Annotated in this window: 19 protein-coding genes and 1 tRNA gene; 8 read left to right on the top strand and 12 right to left on the bottom strand. The window is 43.3% G+C overall.

Features of this window, described 5'->3' with window-relative positions:
• Nucleotides 1–313 precede the first annotated feature (313 nt).
• The 6 genes from aspA to NYE92_RS17085 all read left to right on the top strand — a co-directional run bounded on the left by aspA (nt 314) and on the right by NYE92_RS17085 (nt 6033).
• Entirely contained in the window at nt 314–1750 is a 1437-nt protein-coding gene (gene aspA / locus NYE92_RS17110; protein ID WP_015701111.1) for an aspartate ammonia-lyase, read from the top strand.
• A gap of 114 nt (nt 1751–1864) precedes the next feature.
• Nucleotides 1865–3166, top strand: a complete 1302-nt coding sequence (locus NYE92_RS17105; RefSeq protein WP_013024297.1) for an anaerobic C4-dicarboxylate transporter — start codon at nt 1865–1867, stop codon at nt 3164–3166.
• 48 nt (nt 3167–3214) lie between these two features.
• Nucleotides 3215–3538, top strand: coding sequence for a divalent cation tolerance protein CutA (cutA, locus tag NYE92_RS17100; protein ID WP_024472201.1), 324 nt, complete (start codon nt 3215–3217; stop codon nt 3536–3538).
• The gene (locus tag NYE92_RS17095) at nt 3514–5208 is read left to right on the top strand and encodes a protein-disulfide reductase DsbD (protein WP_259019255.1); all 1695 of its coding nucleotides are present in this window, start codon (nt 3514–3516) and stop codon (nt 5206–5208) included. Before cutA ends, NYE92_RS17095 begins: the two co-directional genes overlap by 25 nt.
• A 64-nt stretch (nt 5209–5272) precedes the next feature.
• Nucleotides 5273–5851: a division control transcriptional repressor DicD gene (dicD, locus tag NYE92_RS17090; protein ID WP_014606765.1), complete on the top strand. Its 579-nt coding sequence runs from the start codon at nt 5273–5275 to the stop codon at nt 5849–5851.
• A 106-nt stretch (nt 5852–5957) separates the two neighbouring features.
• A tRNA-Phe gene (locus NYE92_RS17085) sits at nt 5958–6033 on the top strand.
• A 283-nt stretch (nt 6034–6316) separates the two neighbouring features.
• On the opposite strand, the gene NYE92_RS17080 is transcribed toward NYE92_RS17085, so the two are convergent.
• Nucleotides 6317–7282 carry a site-specific integrase gene (locus NYE92_RS17080; RefSeq protein WP_022622363.1) on the bottom strand — a complete coding sequence of 322 codons (966 nt, stop codon included), beginning with the start codon at nt 7280–7282 and terminating at the stop codon, nt 6317–6319.
• Between the two features lie 29 nt (nt 7283–7311).
• Entirely contained in the window at nt 7312–8865 is a 1554-nt protein-coding gene (locus tag NYE92_RS17075; RefSeq protein ID WP_309600956.1) for a conjugal transfer nickase/helicase domain-containing protein, read from the bottom strand.
• Between the two features lie 195 nt (nt 8866–9060).
• On the opposite strand from NYE92_RS17075, the gene NYE92_RS17070 reads away from it, so the two are divergent.
• Both NYE92_RS17070 and NYE92_RS17065 read left to right on the top strand, forming a co-directional pair.
• Nucleotides 9061–9609, top strand: a complete 549-nt coding sequence (locus NYE92_RS17070; protein ID WP_259019253.1) for a pili assembly chaperone — start codon at nt 9061–9063, stop codon at nt 9607–9609.
• A gap of 173 nt (nt 9610–9782) precedes the next feature.
• Entirely contained in the window at nt 9783–10724 is a 942-nt protein-coding gene (locus NYE92_RS17065; RefSeq protein WP_309600951.1) for a conjugal transfer protein TraE, read from the top strand.
• Between the two features lie 197 nt (nt 10725–10921).
• On the opposite strand, the gene NYE92_RS17060 is transcribed toward NYE92_RS17065, so the two are convergent.
• The 10 genes from NYE92_RS17060 to NYE92_RS17015 form a co-directional block, all read right to left on the bottom strand.
• A complete protein-coding gene (locus tag NYE92_RS17060; RefSeq protein ID WP_259019252.1) occupies nt 10922–11707 on the bottom strand; it encodes an aspartyl/asparaginyl beta-hydroxylase domain-containing protein in 786 nt (261 codons plus the stop codon).
• A 186-nt stretch (nt 11708–11893) separates the two neighbouring features.
• Nucleotides 11894–13606: an arginine--tRNA ligase gene (gene argS / locus NYE92_RS17055; RefSeq protein WP_200286695.1), complete on the bottom strand. Its 1713-nt coding sequence runs from the start codon at nt 13604–13606 to the stop codon at nt 11894–11896.
• A gap of 40 nt (nt 13607–13646) precedes the next feature.
• The gene (locus NYE92_RS17050; protein ID WP_259019251.1) at nt 13647–14852 is read right to left on the bottom strand and encodes an MFS transporter; all 1206 of its coding nucleotides are present in this window, start codon (nt 14850–14852) and stop codon (nt 13647–13649) included.
• A 35-nt stretch (nt 14853–14887) separates the two neighbouring features.
• Nucleotides 14888–16192, bottom strand: coding sequence for a hypothetical protein (locus NYE92_RS17045; protein WP_259019250.1), 1305 nt, complete (start codon nt 16190–16192; stop codon nt 14888–14890).
• A gap of 25 nt (nt 16193–16217) precedes the next feature.
• Nucleotides 16218–16985: an SDR family NAD(P)-dependent oxidoreductase gene (locus NYE92_RS17040; RefSeq protein WP_200286698.1), complete on the bottom strand. Its 768-nt coding sequence runs from the start codon at nt 16983–16985 to the stop codon at nt 16218–16220.
• 23 nt (nt 16986–17008) lie between these two features.
• Entirely contained in the window at nt 17009–17998 is a 990-nt protein-coding gene (locus NYE92_RS17035; protein WP_200286699.1) for an ornithine cyclodeaminase family protein, read from the bottom strand.
• A 16-nt stretch (nt 17999–18014) separates the two neighbouring features.
• Nucleotides 18015–18512 (bottom strand): MaoC family dehydratase, encoded by a 498-nt coding sequence (locus NYE92_RS17030; RefSeq protein WP_200286700.1) that lies wholly within the window; start codon nt 18510–18512, stop codon nt 18015–18017.
• Nucleotides 18513–18515: 3 nt separating this feature from the next.
• Nucleotides 18516–19376 (bottom strand): CoA ester lyase, encoded by an 861-nt coding sequence (locus NYE92_RS17025; protein WP_259019249.1) that lies wholly within the window; start codon nt 19374–19376, stop codon nt 18516–18518.
• Between the two features lie 15 nt (nt 19377–19391).
• Nucleotides 19392–20615: an aminotransferase class I/II-fold pyridoxal phosphate-dependent enzyme gene (locus tag NYE92_RS17020; RefSeq protein ID WP_200286702.1), complete on the bottom strand. Its 1224-nt coding sequence runs from the start codon at nt 20613–20615 to the stop codon at nt 19392–19394.
• Entirely contained in the window at nt 20612–22801 is a 2190-nt protein-coding gene (locus NYE92_RS17015; RefSeq protein WP_259019248.1) for a carbamoyltransferase C-terminal domain-containing protein, read from the bottom strand. The genes NYE92_RS17020 and NYE92_RS17015 overlap by 4 nt, the downstream gene beginning before the upstream one ends.
• Between the last annotated feature and the right edge of the window lie 7 nt (nt 22802–22808).

The raw sequence follows: 22808 nt of genomic DNA, 5'->3' as shown, positions 1-22808 counted from the left end.
CTGTGAGTCAGGCTGCCCGGCTGATGACCCGGCAGCGTAAAAAATAATGATAACAAGATACAGAGATGGTCATTCAGGCCGCCCATTTCAACCGTGCCAGGCAAATTTTTGCTGCAGGGTTAAATTTGTGAGCAATTTCACATATTGTTAACGTCATAAGGCCAGTAAGGTGATCTCTGTTCGCGCTTTAGGGCTGGGTCAGAATAGGATCGTGCTCACCCGCCTGAATACGGATAAAATAGCGGTTCTGGCGCTTCCCCACAAAACAAACACATCATCTGCGATGGTTAGCAGTGACAACAAGAAGGTTATCATGGCGAACAACATTCGTATCGAAGAAGACCTGTTAGGCATGCGCGAAGTTCCGGCGGATGCTTATTATGGCGTTCATACTTTGCGTGCGATTGAAAACTTTTACATCAGCAACAGCAAAATCAGTGATATTCCTGAGTTTGTGCGCGGCATGGTGATGGTAAAAAAAGCGGCGGCGATGGCCAATAAAGAGCTGCAAACGTTGCCGCGTGACATCGCCAATACCATTATTCAGGCCTGCGATGAAGTGCTGAACAAAGGTCGCTGCATGGATCAGTTCCCGGTCGATGTGTATCAAGGCGGCGCGGGCACCTCGGTCAACATGAATACCAATGAAGTGCTGGCCAATATTGGTCTGGAGCTGATGGGGCATCAGAAAGGCGAATACCAGTATCTGAACCCCAACGACCACGTGAATAAATGCCAGTCCACCAATGATGCTTACCCGACCGGCTTTCGCATCGCCGTTTACAGCTCGCTGTTGAAACTGCTCGACGGCATCAGCCAGTTAGCCGAAGGTTTCCAGCGTAAAGCTGACGAATTCCAGACGATTTTAAAAATGGGCCGTACTCAGCTACAGGATGCGGTGCCGATGACGCTGGGTCAGGAATTCCATGCGTTTAGCGTGCTGCTCAATGAAGAGACGAAAAGCATTTTGCGCACCGGCGAACTGCTGCTGGAGGTTAACCTGGGCGCGACCGCTATTGGTACTCGCCTGAATACGCCGGATGGCTACCAACACTTAGCCGTTCAGAAACTGGCAGAAGTCAGTAACCTGGCGGTGGTGCCAGCCGAAGATCTGATCGAGGCCACCTCCGACTGCGGCGCCTACGTTATGGTGCACTCTTCGCTGAAGCGTCTGGCCGTGAAGCTTTCTAAAATTTGTAACGACCTTCGCCTGCTCTCGTCGGGTCCGCGTGCCGGCCTGAACGAAATTAACCTGCCAGAATTGCAGGCCGGCTCCTCAATCATGCCTGCCAAAGTGAATCCGGTGGTGCCTGAGGTGGTAAACCAGGTGTGCTTCAAAGTGATTGGCAACGATACCACGGTCACCATGGCGTCCGAGGCCGGGCAGCTGCAGCTTAACGTTATGGAACCGGTGATTGGCCAGGCGCTGTTTGAGTCGGTCAGCATCCTGACTAACGCTTGCTACAACCTGCTGGAAAAATGCGTTAACGGCATCACAGCCAACAAAGCGGTCTGTGAAGCTTATGTGTTTAACTCCATTGGCATCGTCACTTACCTGAACCCCTACATTGGGCACCATAATGGCGATATCGTCGGTAAAATTTGTGCCGAAACCGGTAAAAGCGTTCGCGAAGTGGTGCTTGAGCGCGGCCTGCTCACCGAAAGCGAGCTGGACGATATTTTCTCTGTGCAAAACCTGATGTATCCGGTTTATAAAGCCAAACGTTACACCGACGAAAACGAACAGTAAGGCTTAATTGTACTTACTGATGTAAAAGGCACATCGTAATCAAAACGATGTGCCTTTTTGTTTGTTAAAAGGATGAGTTTGCTTACCGGCTAATCCTGTTTGAGGAAGTGACAGATGTTCCTGATTGAGCTGTTTATCGTGTTGATGGCGATCTGGCTGGGCGCACGCCTGGGCGGCATCGGCATAGGTTTCGCAGGCGGCACAGGCGTCCTGATCCTGACGCTGGGCTTTGGCATGAAGCCCGGTGCGATCCCTTTTGATGTGATCGAAATCATCATGGCCGTGATCGCCGCGATTGCCGCCATGCAGGTGGCGGGCGGCATGGATTATCTGGTCAGCCTTGCCGAACGTTTGCTGCGTCGTCATCCACGTTATGTCACTTTCCTTGCGCCGCTGGTGACCTACATGATGACCCTGCTGGCGGGTACCGGCCACACCGCCTTCTCCACCTTGCCGGTCATTGCTGAAGTGGCGAAAGAGCAAGGCGTCCGGCCTTCCCGCCCGTTATCGATTGCGGTTGTCGCCTCTCAGGTCGCCATTACCGCCTCTCCCATTTCGGCAGCGGTGGTGTTCTTTGCCACGCTGCTGGAACCGCGCGGAGTGAGCTATATCATGCTGCTGGCGATTGCCATTCCGGCCACCATGGTGGGGCTGTTTCTTGCCGCCCTGGTGACCAATTTTCTGGGTAAAGAGCTAAAAGATGATGAGGTTTACCAGGCAAGGCTGGCGAAAGGTGAAGTGACGCTGCGCGGCGAGACGGTTTATCAGACTCAACCCGGTGCAAAAAAATCGGTACTGCTGTTCCTGGCCGGTATTGCCGCCGTGGTGATTTACGCCACCGCCACCAGCGAAAGCGTCAACCTGATCGCTAACCCACCGCTGCCGCGCAATGAGGCGATCGTCGTGTTTATGCTCACTATTGCCACGCTGATCAGTCTGACCTGCAAAATTGATACCGGTGCTATCCTCAGCGCCAGCACATTCAAGTCTGGCATGAGCGCCTGCATCTGTGTGATGGGCGTGGCCTGGCTGGGCGACACCTTTGTAAAAGCCCATCTGGCTGATATCCAGATGCTGGCGGGCGATACCTTAAAAACCTATCCGTGGATGCTGGCGCTGGTGCTGTTCTTCTCTTCCATGCTGCTTTATTCCCAGGCCGCCACCGCCAAAGCCCTGCTGCCTGCCGCGTTAGCGCTTGGCGTAACGCCACTGACAGCCATCGCTTCATTTGCCGCCGTGTCTGCGCTGTTTGTGTTACCGACCTATCCCACCCTGTTAGCCGCCGTGGAGATGGACGATACGGGTTCGACCCGAATCGGTAAGTTTGTCTTCAACCATGCCTTTATTATTCCTGGCGTCCTTGCTATCACCTTGTCTGTCATGTTCGGCTTTATTTTTGGTGGGCTGTTACTGTAACTCCAGCCGGGCAGGGAACGTGCTACTATCGGCGTTATTTTCAACAGGATCGTTACGATGAACGCCGTTATCATCCTCTGTACTGCGCCAGACCAGGCCTGTGCGCAACAGCTTGCCACACAGGCGCTGCAGGCCAGGCTGGCCGCCTGTGTCACCCTCTTGCCGGGTGCAACGTCATATTATGTCTGGCAGGGCCAACTGGCGCAGTCCAGCGAAGTTCAGATGTTACTCAAATGCGACACAGCCCATCAGCAGGCCTTGATCGAACTGCTTAAGCTCGCGCATCCTTACGATGTACCAGAACTGCTGGTACTTCCGGTTCAACATGGAGACAGTGAATACTTGTCATGGCTGCACGCATCTCTCGCTTAATCACACTGGTACTGGCGCTGTTTATCTGCCTGCAGGCGCAGGCTGCCTTATTTTCCCCCAAAACCACCAGCCGCTTTTTGCCCGTTGACCAGGCTTTTGCCTTTGATTTCGATCAGCAAGGCTCGCAGCTTAACCTGCACTGGAAAGTCAAAGAGGGCTATTACCTTTACCGCCAACAGATTAAGGTCGTGCCCCATGATGCACGTATTGCGCCGTTAGCCCTGCCTGCGGGCCAGCCGCATGAAGATGAATTTTTTGGTAAAAGCGAGATTTACCCGCAGGATCTCAGCGTGCCCATCATACTGCAGCAGGCCGCGAAAGGAGCGACCCTTAGCGTAAGTTATCAAGGCTGTGCCGCCGCCGGCTTCTGTTATCCACCGGAAACCCGCAGCATCCCCCTTTCCCCGGTAGCCGCCACAATGTCCCCGCCAGCCGTTGCGCCTGCCAGCGCCAACCCTTTGCCCTTTTCGCCGCTCTGGGCGCTGCTGATTGGCATCGGTGTGGCCTTCACGCCGTGCGTGTTGCCGATGTATCCGCTGATCTCTGGCATTATCCTTGGCGGTAAGCGTAACTATTCACTGGGCAGGCTGTTTGCGCTGGCCATGGTCTATGTACAGGGAATGGCGCTCACTTATACCTTACTGGGCGTGATTGTGGCGGCGGCGGGCCTGCGCTTTCAGGCGGCGTTGCAGCATCCTTATGTGCTTATTGGCTTATCGGCGCTGTTTATCCTGTTAGCCCTGTCGATGTTTGGCCTGTTTTCGCTACAGCTTCCCGCCAGCGTGCAAACGCGTCTGGCACTGTGGAGCAATCGTCAGCAAGGCGGCTCACTGCCGGGCGTTTTCCTGATGGGCGCGCTGGCAGGCCTAATCTGCTCGCCCTGCACCACTGCGCCACTCAGCGCAATTCTGCTTTATATCGCGCAGAGCGGAAACCTGCTGGCCGGTGCCGGTACGCTTTGGCTGTATGCCGTCGGGATGGGACTGCCGCTGATTGCCGTTACCCTGTTTGGCAACCGCTTTCTCCCTAAAAGCGGTCCCTGGATGCAGACCGTCAAAGAAGGGTTTGGTTTTGTTATTCTCGCGCTGCCGGTCTTCCTACTGGAGCGGATACTGGGCGATCTGTGGGGCATGCGTTTGTGGAGCCTTTTGGCCGTGGCATTCTTTGCCTGGGCATTCAGCGCGAGCTTACGCGCCAGCGGCGGCAAATGGCGCGTGATGCAAATTATGATGCTGGTCGCCGCCCTGATCAGCGCCCGCCCGTTGCAGGACTGGGCCTTTGGCAGCGGCGCGCCGCAGCAAAACATCGCGCACCTTCCCTTTCAGCCTGTTCAAACCCTTGAACAGGTAGACCAGGCCCTGCAGCAGGCTCAGGGCCGTATCACCATGGTGGATCTCTATGCGGACTGGTGCGTGGCCTGTAAAGAGTTTGAAAAATATACTTTTAGCGACAGCGCGGTACGTGACAACCTGAACAATGTGCAGCTGTTGCAGGCTAACGTCACGGCGAACACGGCCACCGATAATGCGCTGTTGCAGCATTTGCACGTGCTCGGGTTACCCACGATTTTGTTCTTTGATGCGACAGGAAAAGAGATCCCGGAATCGCGTATTACCGGCTTCCTGAAGGCGAATGATTTTCGCGCGCATTTGCAGAAATTGCATGAGTAAACAACACTGGAACCAGGACACAGTCTGCTGAACAAAACAGGCTTGCACACCAGAGGAGAACGATTTGCAACGTGAACAGATACTTGACCATGCGTTAAACGTACTGGAACAAAACGGTCTGGCGGCGACCTCATCGCTGGCAATCCTGGCCGATGATATGCAGCTCAGCCTGACACAGCTTGAACAGTTTTGGCCCGATCGTGACGCGCTGCTCTACGATGCACTGCAGTTTCACGCCCAGCAGATTGAACAGTGGCGCCATGACATTCTGCAGAACGACGCTCTGCGTCCTGATCAGAAGCTGATGGCACGCTATGAAGGATTAAACGAGCAGGTCAACAAGGGCCGCTTTCCCGGTTGCCTGTTTATCGCCGCCTGCAGTTTTTATCCCCAGCCCGATCAGCCCATCCATCAGTTGGCAGAAAAGCAGAAGCGCGCCTCATGGCAATTTACGCATACCATCTTAACCTCGCTTGGTCTGGATAACCCCAGTATGGTTGCCGATCAAATGGAACTGATACTGGAAGGCTGCCTGAGCAAACTGCTGGTTAAACGCAACGTGCAGGACGTTGATGTGGCGAAACGCCTGGCGGAAGACGTATTGAGTATCGCCCTCTGCCGTAAAAACGGCGCACTGGCCTGAGTTTCATCGTCTTTGACTGAAATTCAGGCAATCAGTCACGTTTTGCGTGGTTTTTTTATCAAAGCCGTTGACGGCCTGCGGCCTTTACGGTTTAATGCGCCCCGTTGCCCGAATAGCTCAGTCGGTAGAGCAGGGGATTGAAAATCCCCGTGTCCCTGGTTCGATTCCGGGTTCGGGCACCACTCTTCAGAGCCTGTTCGTTAAGAGTTGAGATCCTTAACGGGCAAGACAGAGATCCCTTTTCGTCATCGTGCAGGATGAGTCGCATTCGTTCTACACTTGAAGATTATGGGATTAAGAATCCGGATGATGTTGCGAGCATCATCCGGATTTCTCACATCCCGAGTATTTCAATTACAGGTTTTTACCTTTTCACAAGGTTTGTGTCAACGATCTGTAAATGAAACCGCGCTAATTTTTCCTACACTGATATCAGTACGTTAGAAATTTGACTTAGGAATAGTCCTAGAGCATAAATGCGCTTTCAAGATTCCTTCGAAGATGATCCATATTCGCTTCAACATACTCCAGAGTGACCGCAACACTTGAATGCCCCAGCAACATTTTCACGTCATTCAGGCTTCGTTCCGGTGTTTTCATCAGGTCTGTAGCGATGGTATGCCTGAAACGGTGCGGGCTGATATCACACTGACACTCGCGTGAAAGCCGCCTGAAAAACGCCCGCATTGGGGGATGATCCATGTTACCGCCTGTGACGGTTTTCTTTTTTAAACGACTAAAACGGTTGATATTAAACAGTTGATCCTTCGGCCTTGCGCCCATTTGTTTAGCCTGACGGTACAGATCTTCAAGGCGAGGCCTCAGCTTGTCCGTGACAGGCACCCGGTGTTCACGATGATTTTTTGAGCCTTCAGGTCTCAGCTCAATAACACCCTGTTTAAGATCCACATCGCACAGCCTTATATGCAGCAGCTGGTTTTGACGCATGCCTGTAAACTTTAGCGTTTCAATCACTGTCATCCAGAACCATGCGGGTTCAAGCGCGTTCGGCCGGGGATCATGAATACCGATCTGCTCCTGTTCAATTTTTCGATGCATTACGAGATCAATTTTCTTCATTTGTTCCCGGGTAAGCGTTTTCTTTCGTTTACGGTCTGGCTTAACGACCACGCCATTGAACGGATTGTCCCGGGCAGTAACGAGAGAGTGCGTTATAGCGTGGTTAAACAGCGCTCTCATATGTGCAACTTTATTATTCCATGTCCGTTTACTGCAGTTTTGTTCGTTCAAAACGTGACGTCGCCATTTAAGAACATCAAGGCGACATATACTTTCAGGCAATATTTTACCTTCACTGAATTCTGTGAAAGTTTTTACAACCTTTCTGTAGCTCCATTCACTGGCTGGACGGAGAACCTTACTGAAAAAATAGTCGTTCAGAATGTCATCGAAGGTCGTTTTTTCAGACATGGTAACCTCGTATTTTATTAACCCTGTAATTACTCTTTTTTGGGAAAGAGCCATTTGCTGTCTGAAAGACAGCTTCCTTTCTTTAAAATAATGTCAGACTTAATCATGTAGCCCGACAGTTTGGTGAACTGACCGCGTTTATCAGGCGAGTCATATTTATGGTAGGAGTAAAGACCCTTACCATTTCGTGAGTGATGAAGGCCCAGTGATTCAAAGTTTTTCTGCAGCTTGTTTTTTTCGTATTTATTTTCTGGCTGCGAGGAAATAAACCGGAAAAACACATCAGGCGATATCATAAAAATAAAACCGGACAGCATATGCAGAAGACTGTCGGACTCATTGACGGTAACTTTTCCGGCCTCCACGCTCTCCCGCAGCCAGTCCAGAAAAACGTTGCCCTCAGAGGGTTCACTGTCCGCTGCCGGCTTCCCGTCTTCCGTTTGCTCCTGCTTCGTTGACTCAGCAGTTTGTACGGCTGATAAAACGGGTGCCTCCCCTTTAGCCATCAGGTCCAGTACCGAAAGTAAATCCACTTCCTGTTTAATTTCTGAATCTTCCTTTTCATTTTCACCATCTGAACCATACTCAGTCGCTTCGCTCCCGCTGAGGGCAGACTGCAGCGCGGAGCTCAGTACCGGTAACTCAGTTTCTTCTGTTCCGGGAGCGGTCTCCTCTCCGGCTGCCTGTGTGGAAGTATACGCTGCCGCTTCGCTTTCAATTGGCTCTGAAACATTTGCTGAAATGATGTGACTCGACAAAAGGACAGGTGCGTTATCTGCTAATTTTGGGGCATTATCAGCACGTTGCGTTTCCGGCGCCGGGTTTACAGAAGACGTGACAGTAACATCTGAAAGACCACCCATTTCCAGACCTGCCCCCTCCCGCGCCTGCATGATGATGCTGTAAAGCACTCCGGCACCGGCACGCTCACCCGACAGAAACTGAAGAAGACAGCGTGACGCTTCCGGCCACTGGTGAAGCCACAGCATGCCTGTTTCTGGCAGCAGCTTTGCCGCCATGTACTGACCTGTCAGGGCCGGCGCCCGGGCAGTCTTTGCGGGCCGGACCCGCCACGGACTGTCCGGCTTGTGCAGCCCCGGATACCAGATTTTTCCGGACTGCGTCGCGCCTTCCACCTGCGTCAGCCAGGGCAGATGATGAAACAGGCCTGCCCAGAATACCGCGCAGATCCAGCCCGGGGCCTGTGCCGACTGCTCTTCAGGTGTGGCGCCAGGCGGCAGCATCATTCCCCTGACGAGCCTGACCGCCCGGACTGCCACGCCGAGGCTCAGGTCACCAAATCCCCCCGGTGACGAATAGGCACCCTTCCAAGCGGCCGGGCAGTCCTGCACACGCTCAAGCATCGTCTGCGCAGGCCTCAGCCACCACGCATTGGTGACGGACTGTGAAAGCGGGCTATTATCTGCCAGCATTCTGACAAACCTGCGTCGCTCCTCCGTCTGCAAAAGCGTACTGCCCTCAAGAACCGGGCGAAACGCCACCTCTCTGACGACCGTATCCGCCGGCTGCCCTGAATGCCTGTTGTTTCCCCGCCCCGTCAGCCACTTCATCACCCGTTCCATCGACACCCGCTCATTATCTGAAATGACGTAACGCTAAGAGACGGGGCGACATTTGCAACGTTAATCCTGGATTTAGTGCAGAGAGATATTCTGCTTGCGTTAATTTTCAGGAACGGATTCAGGATTAACGGCGGACGGCTTTAACGTCCCGTGCTTTTCTTGCGCAACCTTCCTTTAATTAAACTGAACACACTTATGCAGCAACGTCTGGTAGCGCTGTACCTTCTGCTGTGGCTGACGCTGTCCGGCAGCATCAGCCTTTATATTTCATCCGGCTGTGACGCATTCTTTTTTATGTGGCTGCTTACGGCACTCTCTCCGTTTCTGCTCAGACCCCTCGACTGGCTGACCCGTCAGCTGCTAAGGAAGCCCTGCATGCTGAGCCGCAGAAAACGCATCACCGTTCATCTGTCACCCTGTCAGCCAACCGTCGGGCTCACGCCTGAGCGCGTGCGCTGGTTCTGGTCGGGAGTGTTTGAGTCTGCTGAAGCCGCGTTAGCCGGGGGAAAAACCGTTGTGGTTGCTTCACATCTGTTAACGCCTGCCCGTGCGGCCAGGCTCAGGACATACCTGAAGGTGCGGGGCTGGTCTTACCGCAGCAGGCTGACCAGCGTCCCTTTCCGGGATTCAGCCCGCGCGCTGATGCAGCTGGAAATTCTCTTCCGGCAGTGGCACTGGCGCTGTCCGTCCCGGACCCGGTGGCCGGTGATGCTGCTGAAAAAAAATTCTGAACCGGAAAAATAATTTCGGGTGTTAAGTCACGAAGGCAATGTTCACACTGATTACACACATGTATTCGATCTGAACGATCGAAATATCGCGTTATACAACACGCGGTTTTGCCAGGTACTGTATTCACACCGAATACTGAAAAGATTAACAAAATATTTTCTCATTCAGCCAACACCAGGGCCTTTATGAAACGCATGAACCTGACAGAAATCCTGTCCCGCGTCGCCTTAGAGCAGACCGATGAGCAGAGGCAACTGCTTGAGCAGTTTGCGGAAGGGAAGAAAACCGTAAGTCCGCCAGTGACCATCCGTTTCCGGCCGGCATCACGGGAATTTGTGAATCAGGTATCACACAAGCTCGGCATCTCCGTTTCAGAGCTGGTCAATGTGATTGTTGAGGGCGTCATGACAGAAACCACAGCGCCCCGCAGAGCCTCGGTAAACCGCGTTTATGAGCGCTTCTGGCACCTGATGGACCGCCACGGCCTTGATGTGGCGCAGGTGGCTACGCTGCTCTCTGAGCTGAACATCGGCATGAGTGTGCTTGAAAACCGGGAGCGCACGCTTGATCACCTTACCCTGCCAGTGCTGGAGCAGCTTGCGTCATGGTTCGGTGTGCAGTCCGGCTGGCTCGCCGGAAAAGACATCCTTCCGGTTCCGTCCGTGGTACTGCGTGACTTCTGGCAGGCAGCTGAATGCCTTCTGCCGCATAAAGATACAGTGATTAACTCCTTACGTTTTTACAGACGTCAGCTTAATGAAGGTGAGCCAGCACTAAATTTCAGCCACGAGATGGTAATCACAGCGACCCGGGATAAATATATCAATGGCGTGTACCTTGAAATTAATTATTTAACCGGCGTGGTCCCTCTTACGGTCAACACTGAATCAGAAACAAACGCTTTTCTCTCTTTCTGTGAATTACTGAGGTTAAAAGGAAGAGTCGCTCAAATTTATTTTCGCAAATTACCGGATAGGTTTTTTGGTAGTCTGAAATACGGCCATGAGTTGCGACTCTCAGTGTCATATGCCATTAAAGAAGTTATTAAGCATCAAAGAAAATCCCTTTTTGAGCGAGTAGAAATTGCAACCATTAATAAGAAAAATAAATCACAAATAAGCTTTTAACGCTTGTGGTAAATTATTATTTTTAAAATTTACAGCACGTAAGCATAGTATTTTTATTAAGAAATTAAGGTTTTTATAAAAAATAAAGAAAGTATTCAGCAACTGTACAGATTAAACGAATGTACAGTCGCTGAAATATTTTAAGTAAGTATTTCCCATGACATATCAAGAGTCATTCAATATACCATATTTGTAGTTCATTGTTGGTTTTTTCTTCGTTCGAGTGCTTTAGTAAGTTCTCGATCGAGAATGTAACTCAACTCTCTTTCATGCTTAGAAAGGCTTGGATGCTGAAGTCTGCAATGGAGTATAAACCTATCACAATCGGTATTATTCCAAACCTCGTGAGGAAAGGTATCATCAAAAATTAAAACATTGCCATTTTTCCATTTACGTGTTTCACCACCCACTTTAATACCAATATCACCATCTGGGATTTTCAATCCATAATGCATACGTAATTCATTATTAATACCACCACAGTGAACTGCAATTGATGCACCAGCTTTTAATACAGAAAAATGTGACTTTGCTATATAATTTTCTTTGCGCATCTCTTCAAGCAGGTTTGCCATTTTAGGAAAGTATTTTGAGGCGCCGGGAACTACATTAGCTTCTTCATCATAAAACATAAAAGATTTCCAACCCTCATTAGGACCATAATAAGCGGTAGCAGTGCCGTCACCAAAAGTTATAGATCTGTAATTTTGTTCAAATTCATCTAAGTATTCATTATATAATTCTTCTAAACGTAGTAGAAAAAATTGTAACTTATCATCGAAATCGGCTATTGACCACCATGGTTTCGATAGCATACCGGGTATAGACATAAAACTTGGATTTTGAACAGGTATATTTTCAGTAGATCGTATATTGTTGTTAACATGAAATATTGCTTTTTTAAAATTATTACAGTCGAGTCCCGTGGATTTTTCTACATGTTGAACAACCTCAAGCCAAATTTCTTCAATATTTTCGTACATTGCAGACTCCTATGAGTTTGAAAGTTAACTCCCCTTTTTTTATTGAAAAATAATTAATAAAAGGGGGATACATGAAATGAAAATCATTTATTAATTGTAAAACATTCTGTGTATATTAAGAAAATCATATAAGGGTTTTAAAGGGTGCATGTAAAACACCCTAGGAATTAATTATAAAACAATATTTTACATTGTTTCAGAAACTTCAATGCCTAATAATTCAAGCCCTTTTTTCAATATCGATGAGGTAAGCTCGCAAAGTTTTAAACGCATACCATTTGCATTCCCTTGTAAAATAACTGGACATGACTCATAAAAACGAGAGAATAAAGCAGATAGACTGTAAAGATAATTACAAAGAATGTGAGGAGAACTCTCACGTATGACTTGAAGCATGACATCTTCAAAACGCAAGATTTCGAGAGCAAGATCATGCTCAATTGAATGCTCAATCCGTGAATTTATGATATTAAAACTTCCTACTTTATTGAGTACTCTATTAGCCCGTGCATATGCATATTGAAGATAAGGAGCTGTATTGCCTTCAAAGGATAGCATGGAATTCCAATCAAATACATAATCCGAAATTCTGTTTCTCGATAGATCTGCATATTTTAACGCCCCAATGCCAACTATTTTAGCTAAGGCCTGGCGTGATTTATCGTCTAAGTTTGGGTTCCTAGAAATTATTATACTTTCGGCTCTATCAATAGCTTCTGTTAGCAAAGCATCAAGTTTTACAGACTCACCAGATTTTGTTTTTAAAGGTTTGCCATTATTACCTTTTATTGTTCCATGACTGATATGTTCAAACTCAGCCGCAGGGGGTAAAAAACCGGCTTTACGAGCAACCAAGAAAAGTTGCTTAAAATGGAGAGATTGCCTTACATCAACAATATAAAGACAACGTTCGATTTGTAATTCTTTAATACGAAAGCGGATCGCAGCAAGATCTGTTGTAGCGTATAAGTAACCACCATCTTGTTTCTGAACAATAAAAGCGGAGTTTTCACCTACTTTGTTTTTGTATTCATCTAACGAAACAATCTTGGCCCCCTGGCTTTCACATAAAAGATTTTTACTATAAAGTTCTTGAATTAGTGGTTGCAAATCATCTCTATAAAAACTTTCGCCTCTAATGTCAGATTTTTTTAATAATAAATTCAATTTATCAAAAATATCTAAAGCATGAGATAATGAAATCTCTACAAAAGACTCCCACATCTCCATAACTTCTGAATCGCCATGCTGCAATCTCACAACATAGTCACGAGAAATATTGGCGAAATCTATTGATTCGTCAAAGCTTCTTTTTGCTTGTTGGTAAAAACTATTAAGATCCGCAAGTTCGTATTTTTTGATATCTGTGTTATTTTCCTTGTTCATTTGGGCAAGCAGCATGCCGAATTGGGTTCCCCAATCACCAACATGACTTTGTAATACTACATCTTGGCCCATAAAAATATTAATTCTTGCTAAAGCATCACCAATTATACTACCTCGCAAATGACCGACATGCATTTCTTTTGCAAGATTAACAGAAGCATACTCTACCATGACTCGTTTAGATGGGGGGATATTTATACCCAAATTAGGTGATTTTAATACATACTCAATTTTCTTCTCAATAAATTTATTGTCAATAAAAATATTTATGAATCCGGGACCTGCGATTTCTAATTTTTCTGCAATATCGTTAAGTTGAACTCTTTCAATCAATTGTAAAGCTAGTTTACGGGGTTGTAAACCTAGTTTCTTTGCAGCAGCCATAACACCATTAACTTGGAAATCACCAAATTCCGGACGGCTGGCAGCTTGAACTGTTGGGGAACAATTATCAGCCCCTAGTTCTCTTAAAACATTTGAAAACTTCTCATCTAAAATACTGATTATAGACATTAAATTACTCCATGTTCAAATATCTTAACATAAAAAACTACTATTCATGAATTAAAAATTTTTGAATGGTCATAATGAGACCGCATATGATGGCTAAACCTATATACATACCTTTCCCCCCCAATATATCTAACATTGCACCACCATAAAGAGGAGAAAAAGCTATTCCCATTCGATATAAAGCTGAAATACCAAAATAAGTACCGCGAAGCCCTGATTGAGCTTGGCGGTCAACTTCGACGCTAAACGTTGGAAAAACAATCATCTCACCAATACTTAAAAGTATAGTAGCAAATATAAGAAACCAGATTATATGCATGAAAGAATAGGCAAAGAAAAATTGCGAAGTTAGCAAGAATACCATGCCTAGTTGCAGCCTTTTTTTAATAGTTAAAGGCTGCAATAAATGCATCAATGGAAACTGAAAAAAAATCACCATCAATGAGTTAAGAGAGATTAAAATCACGAGCAATGAGATAGTTTGATACATTGTAAATCTTGCTAAGTATTGCGGAAGAGTTGTATCAAAAGATGCATATACGAAAGCAGCTAAAGTATAGCAAATAGTTAAAAGCGCAAAACTACGATGTTTGAATATTGAAACTATTGCTTTAAAAAAGCCCGGAACAACAATTTCCTCGTTTTTATATATGAGTTTTGCATTATTTTTTAGCATGTAAAACATCATAACTCCAGATATGAAATATGTTAAAGAACATAAAAAGAAAACTAAAGGACGATAAGATGAAAACAAGAGCATTCCACATAATGGTCCAATTGAAGAACCAATATTCATAAGGAAATAATTTGTATGCAGAGCTAATTCTCGAGATTTGGGATCTGAAACAAAATCACCAACTAGTACTTTGTAAGTTGATTCAAGAAATGAGCTACCTATGCTTATTCCAGCTAAAGCTACACCAAAAACAATAACAGATTTATTGTTGACAAATAAAAGGAAAGATAAGCCAATGAGGATAGAACCCCCTAGTACTAATTTTCTTCTTCCGAAAAAATCAGAAAGCCATCCAGTATAAATGCTGCTCATAGCACCAATCGCCATAGCGGTAGTAAGCATCAGACCAATAATGGTCGGACTTAAACCAAAATCAATGTATAAGACAACACTTAAAAATGGCCAAGTCATAAAAAAGGCTGTTCGACTCAACAAGCTACTGAATAAAATTAACCGTATTTGTATAGGTAAGGTTCTGAAACGTTCAAAACAAAAAACTTTTTCGGCCATATATTCACCTGTGTGCCTAATTTAAAATATTTGTATTAAATTTTACTGTCTTTAAACAAAACATCAAGGCAAGTTAATAAAATTTTATTTTCATCTGAGGTGATAGGTAAAGCCCATCCGGGCATTCCACCCGATGAAACATTAACGGCTTTTGAGCGTTTGTTGCTACGAACAGATAGGCCTGATGTATTATTGTTAATGTAGTAAAGACCAAATACAACAAACTGCTCATCAAAAACATTGAGATTTATATCGGGTAATTTATATGAACATTGATGAATAACTTCTTGAGCTATCCATTGTGAATGATTATTTTGGATAGACAGAATGATATTTTCAGATGTTGATTCCTCACCAAGTATAACACCCTTACCACCAGTGGAATTACATTTTTTGAAAACATATTCTTCCTTCTTTTTTAATAGAGCACTAAGATTTTCTTTCGATACTCGTATAGTTTTAGGGATTCGTCTATCTATGGCTGATAAGTATTTCTGTTCTAAATTGCTACGAAGGATTGGGTCATGAAATAAAGAGAACCAAGACTTGCAGCCGGTGACATAATTTTCAAATGTATTAAGCAGTAATGCACCTGAGTTGCAAATACGTCGAACTAATTCTCCCCCATCAACAATTTCTTCTTCTAGAAATAATCGATACACAAGATTTTTTGACCCTTCTTCATATGTAAACCATTCTTCTAAATAGCTATTTTCATTAACTAATAAAACCTCTATGCCAGGGCATTCTAGACGAACGTAGTTTAATAGCGGATGGTATGCAATCGAACCTGCCCAATGCTCATATGCTTCTAAATCGAGAAGTATGACCCTTGTTTTTTGATTTTCATCACAAAGATTTTTAATCAAACGAGCTAAATCTGAATAGGGAGATACACCATGTTTAAGTCCATTTGTATCAAAACCTATCTCTTTAAGATATTTACATGAAACTTCATGCATCAGAGGGCCTTCTATAGCGGGTCCAACATTTAACTCGCATAACCAACATTTCCCGTTTTTGTCTAAAAGCACATCAGCTCGGCCTATAAGGCGACCTCCATTTTTTAGTAAGGACCAATCAACTAAGTCTCTAATTTGAACTGGGACATTAAAATATTCTAATATTTCATCTTGAGACATAAGAGTCATAAGATAGCTAAGGATTATTGACTGTGCTTTAAGTATTAAAGTTAAGTCGGATGCTACAGACTCATAGGATTCTGCACAGAATAAAACTGGTGGCAGAGGAGTGAGTTTGAACATATTTATTAGGGGAGTATTATAAAAATATTTTTTCAATTCATTATGCAAAGCTTCGTTTATTTCTTTGAATTCCATGTTTATTAACCTTACTATTATTAAATCAAATAGTCGACTCACCGCCATCGATAATAATATCAGCACCGGTGACCCAAGTAGATTCATCGCTTGCAAGAAAAACAGCAGCACCTGCGTGATCGTCCGGTTTTCCTGCACGTCCTATAGGAATGTCTTTACCGCGATCCGACCATATTTGTGGATTATCTTGCCACTGATTACGGTTTCCTTGTGTTGCTGTTAATCCCGGAGATATTGTATTGACTCGAATGCCGTGATGAGCAAACTCAAAAGCTAAGCTCTTCGAAAGCATTGATAACGCGGCTTTTGATGACTGATAATGTGCCATTTTGCTTATAGCTTTAAAAGAGCTAATTGAGGATATATTTATTATACTTCCTTCTATTTTCATTTTTATCATATGACCAATTAATTTCTGTGTAAGAAAAAAAGGAAAGCGAATATTAGCTTTCATAACTTCATCAAAATCTCCCTCAGAGGTCTCCAAAAAACTGGTGCGCGTCGTGATACCGACGTTATTGACAAGGACATGTATTTTGTCAAAAAAAATGAAGGCTTGGCTAACAAGGCTCTCAACGGCTTTATGACCTTGAACATTAATTTTTAAAGCATTGCAAGTGACACCAAGATTAACTATTTTGGCGATTAAATCCTCTGCTGATTTATTATCTTTATTATATGTGAATAATATATTGGCTCCCTCACGAGCCATTGCTATAGCTATAGCTCGCCCTATACCATGGCTAGCCCCTGTAATTAAAACATTTTTACCACTTAACTTTTTACTGGTCATTTGCTTTTCCTTTCTAAACTGCATTATAAGCTTACAACATCTCCAAGTCCTGTTTTTCTTGCAGCAAGAAATATTGCTGAAGCAATTACAACATCTTGTATTGCAATACCTACAGATTTGAATACGGTTGTTTTTTTTACACTTCTTTCATATGGGTTTGTTAATAAACTTTTAATATCAATAATTTCATTCTCCTTTATCACACCCAGAAGTAACCCTTGGATTATTTCACCTGCTTCTTTAATCGACGCGTCATAATCTTCTACAAAAACATCAGCCGACCTAAATAAATCAGGATCAATTTCGAGCGCGTATTCATTTGTTCCACCAATAGCATTAATATGAGTTCCAAGAGATATATCGCTTGCTCTTAATATAGGTATGTTACTGGAGGTCGAAGTGGCTGTGCACACAACATTTGCGGTTTTTACTGCCTTGGAAGCACTATCGCTTAATATTACGTTCTTGCATAACCCTCTTTTTTTTACCCACTCAAATAATATTTCAGCTTTAGAAGGTGTTTTTGAATAAATAAAAATTTTTTCTATAGGCCTTACAGAGCAAACTGCTTCAATTTGAGTGCGTGCTTGTGTGCCTGCTCCAATAATTGACAGAACTTTAGAGTCTGGTGGAGCTAAAAGATCAGTAGCTAAACCTGCCATTGCTCCGGTCCGTAAGGCTGTAAGATAGGCACCTTCCATTATGGCTTGTATTTCGCCTGTTTTAGTATTAATTAGAATTACAACCGCATGTATTAAAGGTTTTCCAATATTTTTATTTTCAGGCGTAATAGTCGAAACTTTAACTGCTAGAGATTGAATTGAAGATAAAGCCGCCGGCATGACTAATAATTGATTACTATCTAAGCAAGAGCTTAAATTCATAATTGTACGCGCAGGTACCTGAGAAAAAACACCATCACTTGGTGTTAAAGCACAACGTAAAGCAGATATCGCCTCAGGCATAGTTAATGCGTTGGACATAGATTTAGAGTCTAAAGTTAGAATTTTCATTCAAAAGCCTATTATATTAAATACTCTGACGACTTGGAACAATAAAAGAGCGTTGATAGTTAATAACTACCGTGCCATCAGCTTTAAAACCTTGTGTTTCTATAGTCGCTATTCCCTGACCCGGGCGTGATTTACTAGAACGAATTGATATGACTTTAGACTTAGCATAAAGAGTGTCTCCTACGAAAACTGGTGCAACTAATCGAACATTGTCCCAACCTAGATTAGCTATAGTTCGAATACTCATAGTTTGCACTGACATACCATTAATAATCGAAAACGTAACCACGCTATTAACCAGAACTTTTCCAAACTCAGTTTTCTCTGCATAATTTTGGTCAAAATGAAGAGGGTGATGATTCATTGATAATAGAGTTAACCATGTATTATCAGTTTCTAAAATTGTTCTTCCTGGCCAATGCCTAATTACATCGCCAACTTTAAAGTCTTCCATATACATTCCTGGCGACTCCAGATAATCACCTTCATCTATCATCTCAATTGTAGATTTCATATACTAAATCTCCACAGAGTAGTTATTTAATAGTTTTCGGGCTTTCTTAATGAATGGAGGGCCTATCATATCCCCTTCAAAAGTGAAAATTTCCCCTTTAGAATCTTTTGCAAGACGTAATATCTCTTTTGCGCGTTCTATTTCTTTAATACTAGGACTAAACACTTTCATGACCGTGCTCAATTGTTTTGGATGAACTATAGCTTTTCCATGAAACCCAAGAGCCTTAACAGCAATGCTTTCCTCCAGTAATAGTTCTTGATTATCTAAATGATAACAAGCAGTATCAATAGCTGCTATATTATGACGCGCTGCTGCATTAGCTATACGTTGACGAACATATAGCATGTTTTCCCAAGCTATCTCTACGCCTAGTTCTGCTGCGAAATCTGCTGAACCAAAAACTAGTCCATCACATTGCATTGCTATTCTGTCTATATCATCGATTGCTTCTAATGTTTCAATAGTGACGTAGAGTATAAAAGGTTTATTTTTAGTATTAAGCAGTGAGCGAACGATCTCTATTTCACTGGCATCACGTATCATAGTCATCACCAAAATATCAGGTATAACTGTACTTTCTATTAACACATTAATGTCTAGCAACCCTTCAGGAGATCTTAATTCATTAATGCGAACAGCAACCTTACTTTTATGAGGATGACTGCTAAGGATATGCAAACAGTTTTTACGAGCTAAAGCTTTTTTTGATAATGGAACTGAGTCCTCTAAGTCTATCAAGCACACATCTGCACCCGATTCTCGCGCTTTAACTAAACGTTCCAAATTGTATCCAGGTGTATAAAGAATTGAACGCGGAATATTCGGCGTATGTAGATATGAGGCATTTAAGTTTTCCATCATATATGCTCCTAAAATTTATGAAATATCACATTGATGAATTAATTCACATAAACGTAGCACTTGTTCATCACCCATTTTTGCGCGCAGCATTACGCGTAAGCCCGCACTATCTTTAGCAACTATTGGAAAAAACACCGGAGAAACATAAAATCCATTTTCGTATAGTTTTTTACCACACTCGATAACTTTATCATTTGGGAGTTTTACGAGTCGTATAGGAAATGAATTCCCGTGTTGCTCTGTTGATATAAATTTATCAAAAGACCTTATATTTTTTGACAATGCATTTTGTCGCTCTGTTAATTCCGCAGTACGATGTATTTCAGCAGAAGCTAAAGATGCGCCTATGGCTGCTGTATTCATAGGTTGTGACCACGCCATAGGACCGCCAAAACGTGTTATGATATCTTCAGCTTCTTTTCCTTTAGGCCCAAACATAATAGCTGCACCGCTTGTGCCAAAAGCTTTATTTAAAGTAGATACAATAATTGTATCTTCATTTACTTCTGAAATTTTAGAGCGAACATATCCCTCACCGTTTTTACCCATGATGGATAATGAATGTGAATCATCAAGATAAAGGAATAAGCCATATTTATCTTGTAAAGTAAGAAGGTCTGAGAGTGGTGTATGCCCCCCCATACTATAGGTTCCATCAGCCACGTAAGCAACTTTGGGATATTTCCGGCATAAGTCTTCTAGAGCGTTTAGGTCGTTGTGAGGTATTGTTATTACTTCAGTTTCATCTCCGCAAACTGGTTTATATAGGCTCATAGAAAAGTGTGCAAATTTATCAAAAGCCATCACAGGACGAGAGCCTTTAGTTAAATGACCTGATGCTAAAAGTGGTAAAATCCCTGCTGTAGCTGCACCAGCAGAAATAGCTGTTATAACTTTTGCATTAAATAATTGGGAAAGTGATTCTTCTAACTCTAATAAAGCTGGTATTTGAATACGGATTCTAGAAATACAATGATCTAGAACTCCATATCGGTTTAATGCATTTATAGCTCCTTGAATAATCTTTGGATGAGAATCGAGATCAAGATAAGAACAGCAGCTGACATTGATAAATTTGTGCCCATTTAACGCTTGTAAGCTTCCATCACCTGCTAAATTGGCTACAATTGCTGCAAGACCGTTATGTTCGGATTCATTCCAAAATTGATTGCCATATTCAACAGCTTTATCATTATTACGATACTTATTAAGCACCTTAGCTTCTTTATGCATATTCATACTATTACTTCTCCGTTCTCTAATTTAGAGCTGTTAATAGCTATTTTAGAATTTTCATTTTCTAATGAAATTATATTTTTCCTGAATGGACTCCCTTTTTTCCATACTGAGAAAATAGCCCCATCAGAACCAACCATAATAACCGCATCCATTCCCTTTGCTTTTTTTAATGTTTCTATGGCATGCAAAGGTGTTTGCGCTATAGGACTACCAACGTTAAGAGACGTGTTTACAGATGCTTCAACACCGCATATTTTCCCCATTTCCTTTAAGTATTCGTAAATTAATGGATTTAGTGATTGGCGTACAATTTGTAACCTACTGGTACCATCTACATGTATTACAGCTGGCACTAATTTAAGAGCTTCAGCTTTTGCTCGAGCAGTAAGTACCATATAATTATAGGCAGAGTAATTGTCTGTTTTAGCTCCTATATCTAATTCAAATAATCTATGAGCTTCGTCCAAGGTAACCATTGGTGCGAGAGGTCTGATTTTTTCTCTAAATTTTACCTTTGAATTTAATAACTCTAAAGTCTTTGGGTTACATGGATTAGCTAATATACTCCGGTTTCCTAAAGCTCTTGGCCCTGTCTCAGCTGAACCTTGAAAGATGCCTATTACTGCATCTTTACATACAAGAGTTGCCATCATTCTTGCTGCTTTTTTAAGGGATTCGGTTTGCGATATAGAACCAATTCTTGCATATTCAATTTCGTTATCATTATATAATGCTTGCTGAATTTGTTCTGTAGTGGGGGCTATACCGCAGATGTAAGGGCTTGCGAAATCATTACGAGCCGTTGCTCCATTTTGCATAGCAAATTGTAATGTAGAACCTAACGCGACACCACAATCACTAGGAATTGGCGGCACCCATATTTTTAAATATTTTTCTTTATTTAAGTATCGTTTGTAATAAGTTTGGTCAAAGTTCTTAACTAAGTGCATATTCGCTATGCAATTCAAAGCTGTTCCACCAGTAAGTACTAATTTATCTGCCCCCGTTTTACGAATTAGGTAATCAACAATATGAAATAATGCATCTTCGAAAACTAATTGAAGTGCTTGTGCTTTATCAACTCTATCTTGAGTTATTTCTGAATGCTCAATATTCTCTACGCTCAAAACGTTGTCTGGATTCCACATTTTTTGGGGGGGGATTGGTTCACCAAGTATCTCAATTAAAAGCTTGCCATAAGGTTCACTATGACTTTTTATATGCCAATTAACCATTGTTCTATTGACATAAATATTACCTTCATCCCCAAAGTAAAGAATTTGTCGCAGCCTTTTATAGTATGGATTCATCAATCGACTTGAGTTACCCCAAGCAGCTGCTCCCATATAACGTCCTTCTGAACTTAGGAAGCTCCATCCGCCTTGTGTGGAGCTTATATAGCCGTATAGATATCCTAATGAGTCTATAGTACTTTCATTTTGTCGATGGCAAATGAATTTACCGTTCCGAACCTCATATAATGATATGGCACCATTATCCCCAGTTCCATCTAAAACTGTTATGATGACATTCTCATCTTCTTTTGAAAAAGGAGATAAAGCATAAGCAAGATAAGCATGATTGTTATGATGATGCATGCCGATCAATGGTTTTATATTTCTCAACCCTAAAGTGCTAGAGATCATCTTGGGTGCACTTAATCCTTTCAACAAATGACTTGGGTTAAAAGTAGGATCATGTTTTGGATTTAGTAATGCTAAACTGCTTGGTGCATGTTCAAAAATTATTTTCAGATCAAATCCCAAAACTTTAATGTAATCCCAACTACCTAAAATGCAAAAAATGTCTTTTTCTTTTATTTCATTATTTAAAATTATTTGATGCATTTCTTTTAGACTTTTTTCTGGGAACTTATTAGAATGTTTTTCAGCGCTGAATCGCTCCTCCTCATTGTTAGCAATGATATTTATCCCATCCTTTTCACTAACTCTAATCAGTGCACATCCTGTATTATGGCCAAAAGGACCTACTCCTATTAAATATAATGTTTCTCCATTAGACAAACGTTGAGAAAATTCAAAACCTTTTTTTCTCGCATATGAGCTCTCTCCACTGAAAAAAAGGTTTTTCTCGCCAATTTTTTTATATATAAAGTCTGTAATCATTTTAACAACTTTGGGTAAAAATTTCAGTTTTGGTCCATAAGTTCCATATGTTTTTGACATTTATCAA

It is taken from the genome of Pantoea sp. B566 (genome assembly GCF_024793925.1).
GTDB lineage: Bacteria > Pseudomonadota > Gammaproteobacteria > Enterobacterales > Enterobacteriaceae > Pantoea > Pantoea ananatis.
The sequence above is the reverse complement of the archived record's forward strand: the minus strand, read 5'-3'. Positions and strand labels throughout refer to the sequence as shown.